This window comes from Anaerococcus nagyae (genome assembly GCF_040364225.1).
GTDB lineage: Bacteria > Bacillota > Clostridia > Tissierellales > Peptoniphilaceae > Anaerococcus > Anaerococcus nagyae.
Genome location: NZ_AP031484.1, coordinates 1,796,923 through 1,818,732 on the forward strand (window position 1 = coordinate 1,796,923; position 21,810 = coordinate 1,818,732).

General features: G+C 29.7%; 18 protein-coding genes and 1 other annotated feature. Of the genes, 3 read left to right on the forward strand and 15 right to left on the reverse strand.

Annotated features, from left to right (window positions below):
- Positions 1 to 59: 59 nt before the first annotated feature.
- Together ABXG81_RS08820 and thrS are read right to left on the reverse strand one after the other, a co-directional pair.
- The gene (locus tag ABXG81_RS08820) at positions 60 to 1,421 is read right to left on the reverse strand and encodes an MATE family efflux transporter (protein WP_353528805.1); all 1,362 of its coding nucleotides are present in this window, start codon (positions 1,419 to 1,421) and stop codon (positions 60 to 62) included.
- 142 nt (positions 1,422 to 1,563) lie between these two features.
- Positions 1,564 to 3,486 (reverse strand): threonine--tRNA ligase, encoded by a 1,923-nt coding sequence (thrS, locus tag ABXG81_RS08825; protein WP_353528806.1) that lies wholly within the window; start codon positions 3,484 to 3,486, stop codon positions 1,564 to 1,566.
- Between the two features lie 57 nt (positions 3,487 to 3,543).
- Positions 3,544 to 3,731: a binding site (T-box leader), on the reverse strand.
- A gap of 194 nt (positions 3,732 to 3,925) precedes the next feature.
- On the opposite strand from thrS, the gene ABXG81_RS08830 reads away from it, so the two are divergent.
- A complete protein-coding gene (locus tag ABXG81_RS08830; protein WP_353528807.1) occupies positions 3,926 to 5,587 on the forward strand; it encodes an FAD-dependent oxidoreductase in 1,662 nt (553 codons plus the stop codon).
- 222 nt (positions 5,588 to 5,809) lie between these two features.
- On the opposite strand, the gene ABXG81_RS08835 is transcribed toward ABXG81_RS08830, so the two are convergent.
- Genes ABXG81_RS08835 through ABXG81_RS08860 form a run of 6 tightly spaced genes read right to left on the reverse strand, consistent with a single transcriptional unit; the run spans position 5,810 to position 12,885 of the window.
- Positions 5,810 to 6,736, reverse strand: coding sequence for an AraC family transcriptional regulator (locus ABXG81_RS08835; protein ID WP_209813495.1), 927 nt, complete (start codon positions 6,734 to 6,736; stop codon positions 5,810 to 5,812).
- Complete coding sequence (locus ABXG81_RS08840; RefSeq protein WP_117520450.1) at positions 6,726 to 8,132, reverse strand: ABC transporter ATP-binding protein; 1,407 nt, start codon at positions 8,130 to 8,132, stop codon at positions 6,726 to 6,728. Before ABXG81_RS08840 ends, ABXG81_RS08835 begins: the two co-directional genes overlap by 11 nt.
- Positions 8,119 to 8,820, reverse strand: coding sequence for an energy-coupling factor transporter transmembrane component T (locus tag ABXG81_RS08845; protein ID WP_073998609.1), 702 nt, complete (start codon positions 8,818 to 8,820; stop codon positions 8,119 to 8,121). The genes ABXG81_RS08840 and ABXG81_RS08845 overlap by 14 nt, the downstream gene beginning before the upstream one ends.
- Entirely contained in the window at positions 8,821 to 9,402 is a 582-nt protein-coding gene (locus tag ABXG81_RS08850) for an MptD family putative ECF transporter S component (protein ID WP_115595736.1), read from the reverse strand.
- A gap of 16 nt (positions 9,403 to 9,418) precedes the next feature.
- Positions 9,419 to 11,140, reverse strand: coding sequence for an ABC transporter ATP-binding protein (locus ABXG81_RS08855; protein WP_353528808.1), 1,722 nt, complete (start codon positions 11,138 to 11,140; stop codon positions 9,419 to 9,421).
- Entirely contained in the window at positions 11,140 to 12,885 is a 1,746-nt protein-coding gene (locus tag ABXG81_RS08860; RefSeq protein ID WP_353528809.1) for an ABC transporter ATP-binding protein, read from the reverse strand. Before ABXG81_RS08860 ends, ABXG81_RS08855 begins: the two co-directional genes overlap by 1 nt.
- Before the next feature lie 493 nt (positions 12,886 to 13,378).
- Between ABXG81_RS08860 and ABXG81_RS08865 the strand changes: the two genes are divergently transcribed.
- Both ABXG81_RS08865 and ABXG81_RS08870 read left to right on the forward strand, forming a co-directional pair.
- On the forward strand, positions 13,379 to 13,771 hold the full coding sequence (locus ABXG81_RS08865; RefSeq protein WP_353528810.1) for a transposase: 393 nt from the start codon (positions 13,379 to 13,381) through the stop codon (positions 13,769 to 13,771).
- Between the two features lie 4 nt (positions 13,772 to 13,775).
- Positions 13,776 to 13,970 carry a transposase gene (locus ABXG81_RS08870; protein WP_353528797.1) on the forward strand — a complete coding sequence of 65 codons (195 nt, stop codon included), beginning with the start codon at positions 13,776 to 13,778 and terminating at the stop codon, positions 13,968 to 13,970.
- 392 nt (positions 13,971 to 14,362) lie between these two features.
- Here the strand turns inward: ABXG81_RS08870 and ABXG81_RS08875 are convergent, their stop codons facing one another.
- The 7 genes from ABXG81_RS08875 to ABXG81_RS08905 form a co-directional block, all read right to left on the reverse strand.
- The gene (locus tag ABXG81_RS08875; RefSeq protein WP_316112302.1) at positions 14,363 to 14,989 is read right to left on the reverse strand and encodes an ATP-binding cassette domain-containing protein; all 627 of its coding nucleotides are present in this window, start codon (positions 14,987 to 14,989) and stop codon (positions 14,363 to 14,365) included.
- Positions 14,986 to 15,726 carry a hypothetical protein gene (locus tag ABXG81_RS08880; protein WP_288222918.1) on the reverse strand — a complete coding sequence of 247 codons (741 nt, stop codon included), beginning with the start codon at positions 15,724 to 15,726 and terminating at the stop codon, positions 14,986 to 14,988. Before ABXG81_RS08880 ends, ABXG81_RS08875 begins: the two co-directional genes overlap by 4 nt.
- On the reverse strand, positions 15,723 to 16,523 hold the full coding sequence (locus tag ABXG81_RS08885; protein ID WP_316112299.1) for a hypothetical protein: 801 nt from the start codon (positions 16,521 to 16,523) through the stop codon (positions 15,723 to 15,725). The genes ABXG81_RS08880 and ABXG81_RS08885 overlap by 4 nt, the downstream gene beginning before the upstream one ends.
- Positions 16,516 to 17,070, reverse strand: coding sequence for a hypothetical protein (locus ABXG81_RS08890; RefSeq protein ID WP_353528811.1), 555 nt, complete (start codon positions 17,068 to 17,070; stop codon positions 16,516 to 16,518). Before ABXG81_RS08890 ends, ABXG81_RS08885 begins: the two co-directional genes overlap by 8 nt.
- Positions 17,063 to 17,713 (reverse strand): hypothetical protein, encoded by a 651-nt coding sequence (locus ABXG81_RS08895; protein WP_353528812.1) that lies wholly within the window; start codon positions 17,711 to 17,713, stop codon positions 17,063 to 17,065. The genes ABXG81_RS08890 and ABXG81_RS08895 overlap by 8 nt, the downstream gene beginning before the upstream one ends.
- A gap of 373 nt (positions 17,714 to 18,086) precedes the next feature.
- Positions 18,087 to 19,445 (reverse strand): hemolysin family protein, encoded by a 1,359-nt coding sequence (locus ABXG81_RS08900; protein ID WP_117520456.1) that lies wholly within the window; start codon positions 19,443 to 19,445, stop codon positions 18,087 to 18,089.
- A 215-nt stretch (positions 19,446 to 19,660) separates the two neighbouring features.
- Complete coding sequence (locus tag ABXG81_RS08905) at positions 19,661 to 21,274, reverse strand: Na+/H+ antiporter NhaC family protein (RefSeq protein WP_353528813.1); 1,614 nt, start codon at positions 21,272 to 21,274, stop codon at positions 19,661 to 19,663.
- Between the last annotated feature and the right edge of the window lie 536 nt (positions 21,275 to 21,810).

The following is a 21,810-nucleotide window of genomic DNA, read 5'->3' on the forward strand; positions in this document are numbered from 1 at the left end:
TGGCAGTGAGTCTAATGATGGAACGGTATATATTAATTTGCAACAGTTCTTTTTTGTTTTTATAGTATATCTATTTTTGTTTTTATCTCTTTTCTTAATATAAACATACATAGAATAGAGTTTGTAAATTCAGCTATAAAAAATGCCCACCATGCGACATTTAGACTTCCTGTTTTTGACAATAGGTTAAATATTGGAATTAATATTATAAATTGTCTTAAAAACGACTGAAATATTGCTATTTGCCAATTTCCTAAGGATTGGAAAACTCCTCCTACTGAAACTATGGCTGGTACTGCTACTAAATATGATAGCGATACTATCCTCATCATTGGCACTCCTATCTCTACCATATTATCAGTTGCATTAAACATAGCCAAAAGTTGTTTAGGAAACAGCCACATTATTACCACTGCTATTGCCATTAGCACAAATGAACTTTTTATTGATAAGCCTATGGATTCTTTTATCCTATCTTTTTTCTTAGCTCCGTAATTATAGGAAACTATAGTTGTTAGAGCATTAGATATACCAAATACTGGCAAAAAGGCAAATGATTGGAACTTAAACATTACCCCATAGGATGCTATTGCACTAGATCCAAAGTTTTTAAGAATTGTATTTAAAGCAAAAACAACAAGGGATCCAATAGTGTTCATTACTATTGTTGGCAAACCTATCCAAAATATTTGTTTTACTATATCTCCGTGAAATTTAAATCTTTTTGATGTGAATTTGATATCGTGGTTCTTGTTTTTATTAAAGTAAAAGCCTACTATAGCACCAAACACTTGGCCAATTACTGTTGCAATTGCAGCACCCTTTACTTCCAATCTTGGAAAACCAAATAGTCCAAATATCAATATTGGATCAAGTATTATATTTAAAATAGCCCCAGACATTTGGGTAATCATAGTATATTTTGTAAGTGATGTTGCTTGCAATAGCTTTTCTGCAAGAGTTTGAAAAAATATTCCTATACTAAAAATAGTCACTATGTATAAGTACCCTTTAGTATACTCAGTAACTACTGGATTTTGACCTTGATGAAGTGCATAATTTTTTGTAAACAAAAGCCCTAGAAGTGCAAATACTACATAAGTAATACCTGCTATCACTATGCCATGAATTGCAACTGATCCAACACGTTCTCGGTTATTCTCCCCCAAAAACCTACTTAATAAAGCTGAGGATCCCACTCCTATACCTACTCCAAAAGCAATTAAAATGTTTTGTACAGGAAATGCTAACGATACCGCTGTTAGTGCATCTTCTGATAGTTGGGCTACGAACATAGAATCTACTATGTTATAGATTGATTGCACTAGCATAGAAATTACCATTGGTATAGCCATTTCTAATAAAAGCTTATCTATAGGCATTGTTCCTAACTTATTTTCATTTACTTGTATATCTTCCATAAAATCTCCATAAAAATATTATAATATCTAAGCTTATTCAATAAACCAGTTAAAATTGATGATGTCAATAGTGGCTTGATAAAGCAAAAAAGCCTAGGAATGTTTTCCCAGGCTCAATTTTATATTTATTATTACTTATTATTTAAAAAGCAGAATTTACTGACTTACTATCACGTTCCTTGTTTAATTCTTCGATGAATGAATCAACTGAAACATCAGATATCTCTTCTCCATCTCTATTTCTAACTGTAAGTAGTTTGGAGCTTTCTTCCTTTTCTCCTACTACTAACATGTAGTTTGCACGCATTAACTGAGCTTGGCGAATCTTATATCCTACTCCTTCGCTTCTAGCATCTACTGACACTCTAAATCCTGCTTCTTTAATTTCACCTTGTAGTTTTTCTGCTGTATCTAGGAACTTATCAGATACTGGGATAATTACTACTTGTTCAGGGTTTAACCATAATGGGAATCTACCTGCAAAGTGTTCTGTAAGTACACCTATAAATCTTTCTACAGATCCTAATAAAGCTCTATGAAGCATAACTGGTCTTTGTTTTTCACCATTTTCATCAACATATGTCAAATCAAAGTTTTGTGGTAATTGGAAGTCTAATTGGATAGTACCACATTGCCACTCTCTTTTTGCTGCATCTTCTAGGTGGAAATCAATTTTTGGACCATAAAATGCTCCATCACCTGGGTTTAACTCATAATCTATACCACGTTCTTCGAGGGCAGCTTTAAGTTGTTCTTCTGCAAAATCCCAATCTGCGAGTTCTCCCATATAGTCATCTGGCCTTGTTGATAATTCTAATGAATATTTAAATCCAAATGTTGAATAAAGAAGGTCAGCTAGGTCTATCATTCTATAAACTTCGTCTTTGATTTGGCTAGGTAAGCAATATACATGGGCATCATCTTGAGTAAATGTTCTTACTCTGAAAAGTCCATGAAGAGTTCCTGAAAGTTCGTGTCTATGAACTTGTCCAAATTCTGCAAGTCTAATTGGTAGGTCTCTATAAGAATGTTGGTTTGATGCGTATGTCAATACTGAACCTGGACAGTTCATTGGCTTAATAGCATAGTCCTCATCATCAATTTTTGTAAAATACATATTTTCTTTATAGTGGTCCCAGTGACCTGACCTATGCCATAGTTCTTCATTCATAATAAGTGGAGTTTTGATTTCTCCATATCCACGTTCTTCTAATACATCTCTCCACCAATCTAACAATTCATTCATCAAGATCATTCCATTTGGATGGAAGAATGGAAATCCTGGTCCTTCTTCATGGAATGAGAATAAATCCATTTCACGACCTATTTTTCTGTGATCACGACGTTCGATTTCTTTTTGTAATTCTTCCCATTCTTCAAGTTGTTTTGCTTTTTCAAAAGAAATACCATAGATTCTTTGAAGCATTTGACGATCGGAATCACCTCTCCAGTAAGCACCAGCTATAGTTTTAAGTTTAACCGCTTTAATTTTTTTAGTAGATTCTAAGTGTGGACCACGGCATAAATCTGTAAATACATCTCCCATCTTGTATAAGGTAATTAGTTCATCTTCAGCAAGATCATTTATAAGTTCTACCTTGTAGTCTTGGCCTTCTTCTTTAAACATCTTTAAAGCTTCATCTCGGCTAACTTCTAGCCTTACCATTTTCTTATCATCTTTAGCTATTTCTAGCATTTTTTCTTCTATCTTTTCTAAATCTTCTGGGACAAATCTATGGTCTGTTTCCATATCATAGTAAAAGCCATCACCAATAGCAGGCCCTATCGCAAACTTTGTATCTGGCCATAATTGTTTGATTGCTGCTGCCATTACGTGGCTTGTTGTATGCCAAAAGATTTCCTTTCCTTCTGGATCATCAAATTTTACTACTCTAAAATCACAATCTTCTGTTAATGGTTCAATATAGCCCATTACTTTGCCATTTACTACAGCACCTACTGCTTGTCTATATAAGCCATTTGAAATATCTTTTGTTACATCTCGAACTAATATTCCTTCTATATATTCTTTTACAGAATTATCAGGTAATGTTACTTTAATCATTTTTTCTCCTTTTCTGGCAAATCCCAAACAAAAAACCGTCCTCTATCGACTAGTCGATAAAAGGACGGATTATTCCCGTGGTTCCACCTAAATTTGTGCTCATTAAGGTCTTAACGCGACCTAACGTTTTAATTTCTTAAAAAAACTCAAGGGTGGTTTTCGTTAATTACTAGACCAAGACTTCTCAGCTACTGTCTTTCTCTGTAGGTATTTGCAATTACTACTGTCCCTATCATAGTTAATATTCTAATCTTAGTTTACCTTCAAAATTAGTTTTTGCAAGTTACATAATTCTAACGAATAGAACATTTACTTTTGCTAGGATGTTTATAAAGGCCCCTCATCTTTTCATGACTTTTAATATATAAGTAAACTAGGTAAATAGGGTAAATATGTTATAGTAATTAAGTTAAATAAGTGAAATTATAAGGATAAATTTATGAAAGTAGTAATAGTTGGAGCTGTTGCTGGTGGAGCTACTTGTGGAGCAGCCCTTAGACGATTAGATGAGAACATTGAGATCGTAATGTTTGAGAAAGATAGGGATATGAGTTTTGGCAATTGTGAGTTGCCTTATTATCTATCCTACGAAATCAAAGATAGCTCACTTTTAGTGCATAGAAATAGTGATATATTTAAGAAAAATTATAATATTGATGCATATAACTATCATGAAGTTATAGATATAAATAGAAAAGAAAAATATGTAAAAGTTTTAGATAAACGATGCGGTAAAGAATTTAACGAGTCATATGATTACTTAGTGCTAGCTCCTGGTGCTAGTCCTAACTTACCAGAATCCATAAAGGGAACTAACAAGTCCCATGTATTTTCTATAAAAAATGTCGTAGACGTAGAAAACATAAGAGCTTATTGTGAGAAAAATCATCCAAAGGAAATTTTTGTTGCAGGGGGAGGATTCATAGCAATAGAAGCTGCTCATGCCCTAAATAAACTTGCTAATACACACGTAAACATGTTTATCAGGGGAAAAATTTTAGGGGTAGTAGATGATGAACTAAAAGCTTTTATAGAAGAAAATATTATAGACAATAATGTAGATATAGTTCATGAAAAAGAACTTATCGAAATAAATGATAAAGAAGTGATTTTTGCATCTGGCAAAAAAGTCCCAGCAGATCTTGTGATCCTAGCTTTAGGTATGAACGCAAATAATAAATTAGCCAAAGATGCTAACCTATCCATTACAGATAAGGGGTCAATTGTAACTAACGACTTTTATCAAACTGATGATCCAAATATCTATGCCATAGGCGATGCAATTGATATAACAAATTTCATAACTGGCGAAAAGCAAAATCTAAAACTAGCATGGCCTGCTCATAGGCAAGCAAAGTTTGTTGCAAAGCATATATTAGGGTTAGATGATAAAGCCTTAAAATACATAGGCACTTTCTCAATCAAATCATTTGATTTAAATATTTCAGTAACAGGACTTGGCGAAAATATCCTAAAAAAAGAAAACTATGCTTACGATACAACTCTCATATCACACTCAGATATAGTAAGTATAATGCCCGATTCAAAAATTATATATATGAAGCTTCTCTTTGATAAAGAAACAGGCAAGATTTATGGAGCTCAAGCTCTTGGTAAAGGAATAGTTGATAAGAGAATAGATGTAATAGCTACTCTTATAAAAATGGGAGGAACAATCTATGACCTATACGATTTAGAGTTAGGCTATCAGCCATACTATTCCACTACAGAAGATGCTAACAACGTAATAGCTAGCCAAGCAATTAATATAAAAGAAAACAGGCTAAAACATGTTAGATTGTCTGAGCTTAAAGATATTAAAGACGAATATGATATATACGATATCAGAAATGAAGTTTACTTTAATGAGTGTCATATAAAAGACGCTAAGTTACTTGATAGTAAGAATCTAAAAGAAAAAGTCAGTCAACTCCCAAAAGATAGAAAAATATTATTTTATGATGAAACGGGAACCCAAGTATCCAAACTTATAAAAATGATGGATAACTTAGCTTTTGATAATATATATATGCTAGATGGCGGCATGCTTTTTCTTAGAAAATATAATGATTACTTGAAGCTAGATTTAATTACAGATTAAGTCACCATTCATAAAAAATGAGCTGTTGCAGGAGATGAATAAATCGTCCCAAAATCATTAGAATAACTTCTACGGAAACGTTGTTTCCACGAGTCAGCAGGCTATGCAAAAAATTTACTAAAGAAATTTATTAAGAGAACCTTCTAATGATGGGATGATAATTATTCATAGTTTTGCAACAGCACCTTTTTATAAAAATCATTTTTTTACTATTACTTTAAATTATTTCCTATTTAAATTTCTATATTTACTAGGACAAAGTCCAGTATATTTTTTAAAAGATCTTGTAAAATTTGATGGATCTGTATAGCCTAATACGTTTGAAATCTGAATTATATCATTGTCTGTATTTATTAAAAACTCTTGAGCTTTAATCATCCTAAGATTATTTAGATATTTCATAGGGGTATGTTGATACTTTCTAATAAATTTGGTATTTAAATTTGTCTTTGAGATACTAAATTTATCACATATTAAATCCAGATTAATATTTGCCGATAAATTCTCTCTAAAATATTTTTCTATCAAAATGATTTTATCATCCTCGCTTTGTTGATAATACTTAAGCCTATTATCATACACTTTCCCCTTGGAAATTAAATATATTAACTCTAAAGTTTTTAATGAAATTAATAGCTTATCTTCTTCTTTTAGTGATAATATAAGTTCATCAGCTGTATTCAACGCTTTTGGGCTAGATAAAATACATCCTATATCTCTTACATTTTTATAAGAATCTAAAAAATTATTAATGATATCATAATAGAAAATACTTTCATCTAAGTTATTAGGGGTTATCACTATATTAAAAGCAGTCGTTCTATCTCTATTAGTGTATGATTGTTTAGAGTTAGGAATATACTTACCTATAAATAACTGTCTATTAATCAACACTTTAGAATTATTTATATAAGTAAAATAATTACCCTCATATGAATAAGCTATCCTATAGCCATAATTTCCATTTTCAAATGAATTTTCAGCCATATATTTTTCTTTAAAATCTATATATATTATATAAACTCCTGGAAATATTAAATATCCTCTCATTTTATTCTCTGAACAAATTATAGATTTATAATCAAAAATTTCTTTATCTTCTGTAGGATAAGCCCTAAATCCCCAGCTTTCTATACCCTTAACATTCATCTATAAACTCCACAACATTTTCATTAGCTATCTTTATAAATTCATAATCATGGGTTACAATTATTACTACTTTTCCCATCTCTTTCATTTCTTTAATTATTTCAATTGTTTTTTTCATATTTGTCATACAAAGACCAGATGTAGGTTCATCTAAGATAACAATTTTCTTTGGACTTGCATATGCTAAAGCTAGGGCAAGTCTTTGTTTTTGTCCACCAGATAAGCTTTGAGGATGTATATTTTTCTTATCTATTAAGCCAAGTTTAGAAAGACTTTCATCTTTTATTTTTTCATCCTCTGTAACTATTGAAATCTCTTTATATACGCTCTCTGTAAAAAGCTGATAGTTTACATCTTGCATTACAAGGGATATATAATCTCCACTTGACTTAATTTTCTGACCTTTATAGTAAACTAAAGACTTTTGCCTCTTATTTAGCTTACACAAATTCCTAATAAAGGATGTTTTTCCTATGCCGTTTTTACCAATTATAAAATATATCCCAGGATCAAAAGAAATATTAAAGTCAAATAAAACTCGCTTACTATTTTTATATTTGCAATAAAAATTAATACATTTTAATGCATGATTATGATCATATGACTTATCATCTAAAGACTTTCTAGTCCATTTTTCATTTTTTATTTCATTAATCCCTATTTCATCTAATCTTCTTAGATTATAAGTCTTTATCAAATCATTATTTACTTCTTCTTTATCATATTCTATAAGATTATTTTCTTTAATTATACAAAGCTTATCTAGTATATTTTTTAAATAATAAAGTCTATGCTCAGCGATAATTATAATCTTACCCATATATTTTAAGATTTTAATAACATTTGCTAGCTTTTCAATTGCTTTTTTATCAAGAGAGGCTGAGGGTTCATCAAATACATATATATCATTATCTAAAACTGCTACAGAAGTAATTGCCACTAATTGTTTCTGTCCACCTGATAATTTTAATAAGTCCTTATCAAGAAGTTTTTCTGTACCTAATATATTGCTATATCTATCAATAGTTTGAAATATTTCATCTCTTTCTATATTTTTATTTTCCAAAGCAAAAGCTATCTCATCAAGAGAATTTACTGCATAAAATTGATTTTTAGGATTTTGAAATACCGTAGATATAAACTTACTTCTATCTGCTATGGTCATATCTACTAGATTCTTACCATCTAATTCAATTTTCCCACTCAATTTTGCCTTATCAATCTCAGGAATTATTCCATTGATAGCTTTAATAATCGATGACTTACCAGAGCCGGATTCCCCAGTTATTACATTCACAGAGCCTTTTTCAAAATTTATATTGACATTTTCTAATATCTTATAACTTTTTTTGTCAACATCTTCATAGTCTAATCCAAAATCTTTAAATTCTAGCATACTTTCCCCTTATAAATAAAATTATTAAAAGCAAGGAAAATACTAAAAAGACATAATCAAAAAATTTAAGTCTAGTATTTGAAATGCTAGAACGTTCACATCCTACTTTCATCCCTCTTGTCATTGCAGATATTGATACATTATCAGCTGTTTGTGAGGTTATCATTAGCAAGGGAACAAATTTATATTCCAAAATCCTAACTGGATTTTTAAAGAAATTTTTTGCTGTTAATCCATGCATATAGATAGCCTCATTTATTTTTTGATAGTCCTCTTTTATGGAATAAAAAAATCTAAACATAACTGAAATTGGTATTATTATATAATCAGGAAGCTTTATTTTTTTTAGAGCATAAACTAAATCACTCATAGTAGTAGTGCTGATTGTATAATAACCCATCATAAAGCCTGGTAGAACGCTCATAGTAATTCCACAATACAAGTTTAATATCATAGTCCGTATATTTTGAGGAAGTATTAATAAGTATTTATTTCCTACAATGGCGAGAGTATTTACTACTACTCCCTTTATAAGCATTGACCATCTTTTATCTACCAAGGCAAAAATATAAGGTAAGAAGCACAAGAACATTCCTAAATAATAATAGTTATGTACTAGGCTCCCTTCAATTACAACAACTCCTACTACTATAGTTAAAAGTAGTTTTGTTCTAAAATCAAGCTTCATCTATGCCATTCCTGCTTTTATAAAGTGTTTTTTAAGTATTTTTATTCCTAGCGTACAACCTAAATAAGCACCTAATACACCAAGAGCAACAATTGGAACAAATGACCAAGTAGGCATTACTGACATTAACTTTTCTACAAAGTCTGCTTTATAACCTTGGCTTATCAAATTCTCTTTATAAGAATCTCTAGCTATATATAAAGGTAATAGATTAGCAGCAGAAAATAATGAAAAAAACATATAAGTTAACCTTGCATATTTTATGCTTTTGTAATTACCTTTTTTCATTATAAATTCTGAAACTAAAGCAATAAGAACAATGAGTGGAAAAGCAAGAGAGCCATGACCACTTAAAGAAAATACCAAGCCAAAAATAATGCCCATTATCAAAATCATACCAAATTTATCTATTTTAGTTGAATAGAGCATAAAAATAGGTCCTGATAACAAACAACAAGCAAAAGGGACAAGAGGCATGAGCACAGGTATAAAACCTATCATGCCAGCAACCCATACTGCCATAACGACTAAAAGAGAAAATACTCCTGCATTTACTAAATCTCGTACATTAAATTTATTCACTTATAAAAAACCTCCCTTAATATACAAATTCTTCAGAAAGCCTTGAGCTTTCTATCATTTTTGCGTAAGTTTTACTATTGTCCAAAAGATATTCATGAGTTCCTAAAGCTTCGATTTTCCCCTCATTCATAACTATAATTTGATCTACATTTTGAATTGACTTCATTCTATGAGATATGAGCACTACTGTCTTATTTTTTGTTAGTTCATTTAAAGACTCTTGGATATACTTTTCATTTTCTACATCTAAAGAAGCTGCTATTTCGTCTAATAAAATTATTTCTGCATTTTTTAAAAATGCCCTAGCTATTGAAATTCTCTGTCTCTCTCCTCCAGATAAGTTTGACCCATTTTCTCCAATTAGAGTTTTATATCCCATTGGAAGTTTGTTTACAAACTCGTCGCAATTGGCAAGCCTTGCAGCTTTCAAAACTTCATCGTCACTTGCGGATAAATCTCCAAGCCTTATATTATCCATAACACTTCCATTAAATAATATTACATCCTGAAATACCATGGATATATGGCTAAATAAATCCTTAGTATCTATGGCATTAATTTCTTTGTCATCTATAGTTATCTTGCCTTTATCATAATCATAAAGTCTTGATAAAAGTCGAAGTAAGGTCGTCTTTCCACAACCAGATGGGCCTACCAAGGCACTTACTTTATCCTGCTTACTTTTAAAGGAAACATTATCTATTACTTTCTTGCCATCTTTGTAAGAAAACTCGAGATTTTCACAAGTAATATCAAAAGATTTTAAATCACTTCTGTGACCCTTTTGCATATTTGCCGATTCAATAGCTTTGATTTTTTCAACTGGTGAATCTATATACATAAATTCTCCATAGAATGTTGTAAATTGATCTACTCCATCTATTAGCCTTGCCGCAGCAAATAAGTAGCCGGAAAAGTATAAAATATTTATATTTCCTTCATTAAGTTCTTTTAAGCCAAAATACATGACAAAACCTAAGGCAAATTTTGCCACTATTTGTGAAAGTATTACTGGTATAACTTGAGATATTTCAGTAGCAATATGGTTTTTCTCAAGCTTATTTACAAAGTTAATTGCTTGTTTTTCTTTGCTTTCGCTTAAATTATAAGCTTTGATTTCTGTAGATGCGTCTATAAGCTCTTGAAAAATCCTAGCAGATTCTCTTTGATCTTTATAATATTTACCTGTAGCTTTTTTTTGCTTGTTTTTAGATAAAAATGTCAATAATACACTTGCTAAAATTGGAATAATTATAGCCAAGGCTAGTCTAACATTTCCTATTAATAACAAAATTGAAACGATGCAAAAACTAATTATAAAACCATAAAAACCTGGGATAGAATGACTTAGACAGTGTTCTATAGTTTCTACATCCTTCATTATAGTTTGGGATAAATCTGTAAGATCGTGGCTAGCATAAAATGATAGGGGCAAATCTTTTAATTTTTCAGCAAGACTAATCCTTAAATTTGCACTTTCTTTATATGTCTCGTTATAGGTTGTCTTATAATCCTTATCAAGTACCAAGGCCATTATAAAAGCTATAATAATATAGGATATTATAGTAGCTTTAAGCGAAAAGTCCCCAAGACCCAACAAACCCTGGATTGTATACATTAGCAAAAATATAGGCAACATAAAAGATAGGTTTTTAAGGGTGGAATAAAAAATAGCTATCGACGTTCCCTTTGCACCCTCATCTGTTAGGGCAAATCTATTTTTTAAATAATCTTTCATTAGCTTATCCTCCATTGGTTGGCTTCATCATACAAATCTACAAATTGTTTGTATCTAGCCTCCTTTTCCATCAAATAATCGTGGCTTCCACGCTCAATTATATTTCCGTCTTCAACTACTAATATCTCATCAACTCCACGAATAGATGACAGTCTATGAGCAATCATAATAACTGTTTTGCCTTCCATTAGACTTTTGAAAGCTTGTTGAAGTTCATATTCATTTTCTGGATCTGCTGCAGCTGATGCTTCATCTAAAATAATGATCTTAGGGTCTTTTAGAAATATCCTTGCTATAGACACTCTTTGTATCTCTCCACCTGATAAATTGACCCCGCTTGATCCAATTATAGAATCATAACCATCCTCAAACCTATCTATGAATTGATCGCATTTTGCAAGTTTTAAAGCATCATAAACTTCCTTTTCAGATGCATCTTTTTTGGCAAGTTTTACATTTTCAAAAATTGAAATTCCTTGAAATAGTTTTGGATTTTGGTAAACCATGCCAATATTATCCATTAAAGTTTCTCTTCTATAAGAATAAATATTCTTATTGCCAATTAAAATTTCTCCAGAATCTATAGGATATAAAGAAGAAATAAGTTTTGCAATAGTTGATTTGCCACCTCCAGATGGTCCTACTAGGGCATAAACTTTACCCTGGTCTAATTTAAAAGATAAATTGTCTATAACCTTAGTCTTTTTGTCATAAGAAAAACTTACATTTTTAAATTCTATAGAATAATTTTCTATAAATTCATCATTACCATAAGTAATCGCATTATCTTTCATCTCGTCAAATAAACTCTCAAGATTGTCAACTGCTGTATTGGCCTCTACATTGTACAAACCTACATACATTATCTTCATCAAATCCGAGAAAAATAAACCCATAAACAATGTGAAAAACAAAATTTTGGCAGACCAAAGATAAGGATCTGCTCCATTTTTTACCATGTAAATGGCAATAAATATAGGCGTGATGATAAATATGTTTAATACCCACTGAAAGCTTACAAAAGGCAACCTACAAGACATAGAATATTCATAAACCATATCTCTATAGTCGTTAATAGTCCTATATAGCTTTTTAAAGCCTATGAGTGGAGCATTAAAAATCTTTACAACTGGCAATCCTCTGACATACTCAACAGCCTGTCCATTAAGCTCGTCAGATTTTTTCATATAAGCTATAGTAAAATCTTTTTCACCAGACATTTTGTAAAGTAAAAACATAGATATTAACACAATTGTCACAAAAAATATTCCTAGATAAAGATCTATATTAAAAACCAAGATTAGTAATAGTATTGGTGTAATAATTGCCGCTGTATGGTCAGGTATTAAATGAGCCACACTCATATGAGTTTGCTCGACATTGTTGTCTATAATTTTTCTGACTTCTCCTGACTGATGAGTATCAAAAAAAGTTTTAGACGCCTTTAGTAAATTCTCTGCTCCCTTTTCTCTAAGCCTTGTTTCTAATCTAAAAGCTGCTAAGTGACTCATCCAAGTTCCAATTATATATAAAACCGCTTGACCTATAAATAAAAGTAAAACAATCGATACACTAGATTTTATATTTAAAGAGTTTCTTTGTGTAAAAACATTAAAAAGTATCTGCCAAATTAAATAATAAGCATAAAACTGTATAAAACATCCAAATGCCGTGAAAATTAGAGACAATATTCCATTAATCTTTTTTTCTGGCATATAGGAAAATAATTTTTTGTATAATTTCAAATTAATTCCTCTCTTTCATTTAAATATAAGCTTACATTCAACATTGATAACCATTATCATGATATATCAAATTCTTTCTTTTGTACATGTCAAAAATAACTTTCTATTCAAAAATATTAATAAACTTAAAGCTTTCTTTGTTAGATTAAAATAGTTTCAATAGCTAGAATATCACCCTACTTAGTCAGTCAAATCTATAAATTAATTCATTACAGTATTCAATATGAAATTCTAATGTATAACTTAGAAGGCTTTGATTAGGCAAATTTATCACTAAATCTTCTTTTAAAAATATCCTCATAACTTTCCCCATATTTTAGATTCTCAATTAACTCTTTCTAGAAGAGTCTCGTTATATATCTGCTGTAAAATATACTATAAACTAATTAAGAAAAAATAAAATACTTGCCATTTTTTAACTAATATATTAAATTCTATTAGCGTTATACTATTATCAAATATTGTGATAGAAATATAGAAAGGATAATATAATATGGAAAATCAATTAAAAGATGCTGTAATTGTAGTCTATGGACGTTCCGTAGTAGGTAAGTCTGGAAAAAAAGATGTCTTTAGAGATGTACATAAAGTAGACTTTGTGTTAAAGGGAGTATTAGAAAAAGTCTACCCTATGGTATTCCTAGCCGCTATACATTACCAGGTAAGAGAAAACAACATAGTAGTCAAAAAAGCAGTATATACAAAAGCAGAAATTCAAAAATGCATAATCCATCAAATAAGGAATTCAACAAAATATGTATCCTACAAAGATATAAAAGAATTAATGAAAGACTTAAAAGCAGTATACAAAGCATCAACAGAAGAATTAGCTCTAACAAAGGCATCTTTGAAGAAAAATGGGATAAAAAATATCCGATGTTTGTAAGCTCTTGGAAAATAACTGGACAGAACTATCCACATATTTCAAATATCCAGAAGGGATAAGAAAACTAGTATATACTACAAATGCCATGGAAAACTTCAATAGACAACTAAGAAAAGTTACTAAAAACAAGACCATATTTCCAAGTGACTATTCTCTACAAAAAAGTTTGTATCTAGCAATGGTAGATGCCTCAAAGTAAATGGACGAGCAGAATACGCGACTGGGATCAAATCTTATCACAATTATCAATATTTTTTGAAGTGAGGTTTTAAATAAGTAAAAAATCAAGTGTGAAATTTGCTGTAAACTTTCATGAAATTTGACAGTTTATTAAAGTTATTTAAAATTAAGACAAGCTCTATTCCTATAGGAATGGACATATATTGATACATAAAAAATGTATCAACCCTTACCCTTACTCAGGATTTAGGTTGATACACAAAATTATTTACATATCCATAAAATACCGGAACTAGTATAACTACCAGACCTGGTATTGGGTACAACTTTATGGGGTAACCTTAAAACCCATTACAGGCCTTTTTTATTTGCTATCTCCAATTTGTAAATCTCTTTTATAAGCTTTTAACCTTATCTAGTAATAATTTTCCCCTCTTTCATATAGTAAATATCATCACACAATTCTTCTATTATTTCTTTCTCATGACTAGCTAATAATATTAGCTTTCCTTTTTCTCTTTCTTCTTTGATTATTTTTTTAAGAACTACTATTCCCTCTTCATCTATAGCATTAGTCGGCTCATCAAATATTAATATATCTGGATCTTCCATTATTACATTTGCTATAGCTAGTCTTTGTTTCATCCCAAGAGAATATTGCTCAAACTTTTTATTTCTTGCTTGACTCAATCCTACTATTTCAATTACTTCATCTATTCTTTTATCATCTACAATATTTCTAATAGATGCAATCATTTTAAGATTATTAAATCCAGATAATCCATTCAAGAATGAAGGATTTTCTAATAATAATCCTATATTTTGAGTTATATCATTATCTGTAATTTTTTTATCATCTATTATTATTTCGCCTTGATCTATAGTTATAAGGCCACAAATAGCTCTAAATAACATAGTTTTTCCAGAACCATTTCTACCAACAAATCCATGAACACAAGCATTTTTTAAATTTAAGTTGATATCATCTAGTATTAGATTACCTGATATATACTTATATAAGTTATTTATTTCTATCATTTTTCATCTCCATAGAAGTTATACTTTTTAAAATAAAAATAGGATATTACTAGTGTAATAAGACTCGTTGCCAATAAAAATAACATATTGCTAGATAAATTATAAGTTCCTCCTAAAAAATCTTGCTTGAATGCTAAGCTCGCTTGACCTAAAATGTAAGGAAAATTTGATAACATTGTTAGGGATAAGTCCAATATCAAAAAAAGTAAAGATAGCATAGTAGAAAATTTCAATGCAATCATTACTCCTATAAATGTAAGTATTGCGTTTTCTAATACTAAGCAAGTCATAATTCTTAGAAAAAATAAGTTATATGATGGATCATGATAATTATTAAAATTTTCAATTATAAATAAAGCTAATACAAATACTCCTACTATAAGCAAATTAATTAATGTAGAAGCTATAATTTTAGAGTAAAAATATGTAGTTTTACGTTTTACTTTCATTAAGTTATATATTCCATTGTCATAATGATCTTTTACTAATATTAAAACTAAACTAGTTACAGGTATTAAATGTAAAAGTAACCAATGATTTGGTATAAAAAACTCATCTAACGTATCAATGATCCCAATATCTATATAAGCATTGTTAAAAAATTTTATAATAAGTGAAACACTTTTATCGCCTATAGTAGATAAAAATATCATAAATGCATACACCAAAATCATAGCTATCATTGGAAATTTAAATCTTTTTAATTGGTACTTAAAATCTCTATAAAATAAGTTCATATTATTTCTTCTTTTCTGCTCTTTTTTATTAAATATAATATAGGAATAAATACTGCAAGTAAAATATACATCCAATTTAATAAGTTGTCAGGTAAAACTCGATTAATTACTAAATCTTTTAAACCGACAAAGCTTGCATAGTCTTCTGTAGTAAATACATATATTTGATTTAATATTGACGCTATAATATCTATAATAAGAACTGCTAATCCTCCAACATATTTATTATTAAATTTATCATTTATAATAAGTGCTAAACTCGACATTATACCACCAACAATAAAAACTATAAAAATATGTACTAATAAAAATAAAACTGGAGATTTTATAAATAGATCGGATAAAAATGCTTGATTTATCAAACTAGCACTTATATAATTCATAGCAAACATAGGTCTCACCATTAACCATAATAATATATTTATTAGATATGGAAAGATTACAAATAATCCACCAAAAATAAAATTATATATGTATATGGATCTTAAATAGTCTCTTTTATTCATTCTAACTAATAGTTGATTTTCAAAACCACTTTTACGATCTTCTATTAGAGTATCACTAAGAGCTAAACTTGCTAAGATAAATGATAAAAATAAATACATAATCCCACCTAAAGTAGATCCACCTGTCATCATCATATTCATATTCCAAGCTGACTGAAGAGGAAATAGATTTACATATGTTACCTCATTATTAGTCTTAAAAAAATTAAAGTAATTTATTATCACAGTAGCTAACATGAGCATAATAAATTGCTTTCTTTTAAAGATTCTAGTTAAAATTAACTTATTCATAAATTTCCTCTAAATTGATAGTTTTATAAAAGATAACTCCATCTTCTAAATGATTGTTAAATTCTTTAGCATACAAGCTATTATTAATATAGATAAAGTTATTATATCTTTGATAGTCTTTTAACAGATAGTAATTAAATTTAAATATCTTCTCTTCTTTAGGATTTAGTACAAGCTCATTTTTATCATAAGTGTTATCAAACTGACTATTATCAAATCCCAAGTTTATATTTTGTATGTCTCCTTTGTCATAATTTGAATACAATGACAACTTGTCATAAATATTAGATAAATCCACTTTTTTATTAGAAGTATTTTTAATATCATAACTTATAACAGCAATAGGAAATCCGGATGGATCTATACTTACTATACGGGCATCCACCACCCTTATATCAAAATCCTGACATAATATTTCTTCGTTCATATTTACGCTTTCTATATAATCTTTTTGTGGATAATCCTTATTTAGACAATATACTTTAGTGACATATAATATTGTTATTATTAAAACTATAGGAATAGTAATATATTTCTTCTTATTCATTTTTTGTTACTTGTCCAATATCATCTACTTTTTGCATATTATTTATTATATCTATGTATTTTTTATAAGCACCCTCAACATTATTGTCATGAGATTCCAATTTTCTTATCAGATGCATATCTTCACTAGTGAAAGTTTCCTCGATAAGATCTAAAGAATCAGAATCATATTTTCTATAGTCTCCATTATCGAATTTTAAAGTAATATATTTACCATCTTTTACTATACTGAACTTACCTTTTTGATAAAGGTCATTATAAAGCTCTTCAGAAATACCTTCTCTTTCATCTTTCTTATAGGCTATATTAGTTTGATAATACAAGTTACTTTTTGTATTAGCTACAGTAGAGGTATCTCTATCTCTGAACTCATAAATACCATTACTATTAGTTCTAAATTCATAGGAATCACTAATTCCATAAACTTCTTCAGAAATTACAGAATTATCTTTTGTATTAAAAGTTTTATAATGATAAACTCCACTTTCCTTATGTGTAGCAAGTTTATCTAAATCTGCTTTTTCGCTTTCACCCAAATTACTTATGACCTCAGCTTTATTTTGCTCACTTTCTTTATCGACTTTATTAGAAGAACAAGCTACAAGCGATAAAGTTAAGATTATAAAAAATATATTTTTTTTCATATTTCCCTCGGTATATAGTTTTAGTTGGTAAGAAGGCAAGAGTATTTATATGAGTCTGTAGACCATGCACCTATCATTTCAGCTGACATTAAGCATAACTTACTATAAAATCAAATCATACTAAAAATATTTTTTATTTCTTTCATAATTTTTCCTCTCTTCTTACCATTTTTATTTTATTATAGCAGCTTCCCCCCCACAAATACAATATTAGAAACAAGTTTTAAGATAATTATAAAATTCATTTTAATCTAATATAAACTAAATAAAAAAATGGCATTAAAGAGTATAATCTTATACCCTTTAATACCATCTCATATACTTACAATTATATTTCAAAGTCCATCATAATATTTGCAAGTATCTTTAAATTTTATTTTTCTTCGTATAAAATATTCCCATCTTTGGAATGATCTTTATCCCCAGAATATTGCAATCGTCTGATCCTACAAGCTTTTATCCTATTATCTTCTATATAAAGGATTCTTATCTCATAGCCATTGTATTCTATTGTTTCATTGGCTCCCTCTTCTGGTATATAGCCTAGTTTATCTATTATAAAGCCACCTAAGGAATCAAAGTTTTCATTATTTTCATCTATATCTATAGGAATTTTTTCATTAAGATCTTTAATAGAAATAGACGCTTTAACTATATAAACTCCCTTGCGATTTTCCCTAAATTCAGGTCCTTTGCTTGTTCCTTCTTCTAGGTCTCCTACAATTTCTTCTAGTAGGTCATCGATAGTTACTACTCCTGCAAATCCACCATATTCATCTATCAAAACTGCCATATGGGTATGCTTTATCTGCATATCAGAAAAAAGCTTATCTGTTTCTATTTTATCTGGAGCAAAATATGCTGGCTTTATAAGACTTTTTAAATGGACATTCTTAATCCCCACTCTAGTAGCTTCAAGTAGATAGTCTTTGGTATATAGAATCCCTAATATATTATCTAACTCATCCTCATACACTGGGATCCTAGAATGTCTTATTTTACTAAATTCATCAAGCCAAGTTTTATCTTTATCGTTAATATCAATCATAAAGACATCCGTACGCGCTGTCATGATTTCTTCTGCAATAAGATCATCAAATCCCATAATAGAGTTAATCATCTTAGACTCCATGGGTCGAATAATTCCTTGGTTTTCACCAACTTGGAATATAGATTTGATCTGCTCACTTGTAACTTCTTTTTCGACTGCTCCTGCCTCTATACCAAAGATATTCATAAAAAAATTTGTTACAGATGTGGTTATAGAAACTAAAGGTTTGGTCAAAAACATTACAAATCTAATAAGACCTACAGTATATCTAGTTATTTCCATAGGAAATCTTACGCCAATTCTTTGTGGAATCTTATCTACAAATATAACTTTTATAATTGCATATATAACTATCTCAATAAAGGTCATCCACCTTAAAGAGATCATTCCACCAAAGAAAAAGCCATCAGAACTTAAATCACTTAACCTATTTGAAAAATAAGCAATTGTTAAAAGGGAAAATATTATATTTACTATGTCGAAAGATTGATTTAGTCTATCTTGATCAGATATAATCTTTAGAATAGTCCTAGTTTTTGTATCATTTTCTTTCTCTTCCTCTAATTTCATTGGATTAAGTGTAATTAATCCTGAGTGAATGGCTGTAAAAGTGCCGTTGATTATTAAAAATAAAATTGTAATAAGAATTGTAATTAAGCTATGGTAGGGGCCTTGGTCCATTTATATTCTCTCCGTTCTTTTTTATCTAAGAATGACTATATACATTATTTTTGATATTGTCAAAACAATTTTATATAAAAAATTGGGTTGTTGCAAAATATGAATAATTATCTCACATCATTAGAGGTTTCTCTTAGGAAATTTTTTACATAGCCAGCCGACTCGTTAAGGCAAAATTTCCGTAGAGCTTCTTCTAATGATTTGGGGACTATTATTCATTCTGCAACAGACCCAAGTTCTTTTTTATTTTTTAACTTTAATACATACATCAACACAAAAATTACTATCACCCCAAAAGATAAGGAAATGATTGCTGAATGAGTAAATCCTGCTATGATATATGCTACTACAGATATAGCTGCAACACTCATGCCATATGGCAATTGAGTTTTAACATGATCAATATGAATACAACCTGCCCCTGTAGATGACATTATAGTTGTATCAGATATTGGAGATAGATGATCTCCGCATACTGCCCCCGAAAGAGTAGCTGATATGCCTATAAAGAATATTGGATCTGTTGGCTCAAACATAGATACTACAATTGGTATCAAAATTCCAAAAGTACCCCAGCTTGTTCCCGTAGCAAAGGCAAGAAATATTGCAACTATAAAAATTACAACTGGCAAAAGCGAATTTAAATTTCCTGCTGCGTTTGCCATAAGTCCACCTACATATTGAGTAGATCCCAATAAATCGTTGGATATATTCTTTAGGCTTGTAGCCATTGTCAAGATCAAAATAGCTGATACCATTGAAGAAAAACCTTCAGAAATAGCATCCATTGACTTTTCAAATGTTAATGCTTTTTTTACTACAAAAAATACTATAGTTATTATAAGAGCAATAATAGATCCCATTGCAAGAGCTATTGATGAATCTGTATTAGCAAAAGCGTTCACAAAATCATGATAAAAAGGACTTTTAAAATCAAAAAATCCGCCTACATTAATTAAGCTAATAACACAAGAGATAATCAATGCTAATACAGGAAAAACTAAATCAATTACAGATCCATTTGAGTGTTCATCTGAATCATCAATGGTAATATCCTTCCTAATGCCTAGATTTCCTTCTTCTATAGCTCTTTTCTCGTATTTTTTCATTGGACCAAAATCATTATCAAAGACTATAATACTTATTACAAAAACCAATGTCAAAAGAGAGTAAAAGTTAAAGGGAATTGCTCTTATAAATAACTCTATGCCTGACATATGGCTATTTTCGGCATATCCTGTAACCGCAGCCGCCCATGAAGATATGGGTGCTATCATACAAACGGGAGCCGCTGTTGCATCTATTATGTAAGCAAGCTTTGCTCTTGATACCCTGTGAGAATCAGTTATAGGTTTCATGACAGATCCACTTGTTAAACAATTAAAATAATCATCAATAAATAGCATTATGCATAAGCAAAATGCAGCAAGCTGTGAGCCTCTTCTAGTCTTTATTTTTGAATTAGCCCAATTCCCAAATGCTTTAGATCCTCCTGAATAATTTATAAGTACAACTATTATTCCAAGAACTATTAAAAATATAAAAATTCCTGAAGTTTGTGAAATAGAAGTAATAAATCCTTTCTGCACTAGATTATTTAGAAAAACTCCAAGTGAGCCTCCTGAAGCTAAGATAGCCCCTGTGACAATCCCTAAAAATAGAGACGAAAAGACTTCTTTTGTAAATAATGCCACAAAAATAGCTACTAAAGGTGGAAAAAGTGACCAAATACTCGCCTCAGTAACCTCTCCAGTTAACGCAATATATATAGCAAGCCCTAGAGACAGCAATGCTATGCCAAGGGCTGGTTTTAACTTTTTGGTATCCATAAAAACCTCTCTATGAGTTTTAAATATTTATAAGGACGATCTTATATAATTAGCAAAAGATCTAGCATCAGCCACAACGCCATTTGCTAAATCTTTTTAAATATCTAATCACTTATAATTAAACTCAAATACTTTGTCGTATGCCTTATATTATACTTAATTTTTTCATATATAAAAGTCTTTTGAGTAACTACTAGAAATATATGGTTATAAAAAATAACTCTTAAGCTTATAACCATTAAAATTAAAGCAAAAATCAACAAATTAATCGAGTTTAACTTCTACAACAAATACATTCACAAAGAATTAGTAACAACGTTTATGAGTTTGACAAAAGGTCTTGTAATAGAAAGGATAAGTCTATTTAAAAATTTATAGATAAGGTAAGTTTCGTAGAATTTCTAACCCTAATTCATCTTGGAATTTTATCTAAAAAGATCATAAGCGAAATGAATATAAATGTACTTACAGAAAGCCTACTTTCTAAGATTGATAGATGGTTTATAACAATTCTTATTTTTCTAAAAAATAAATTA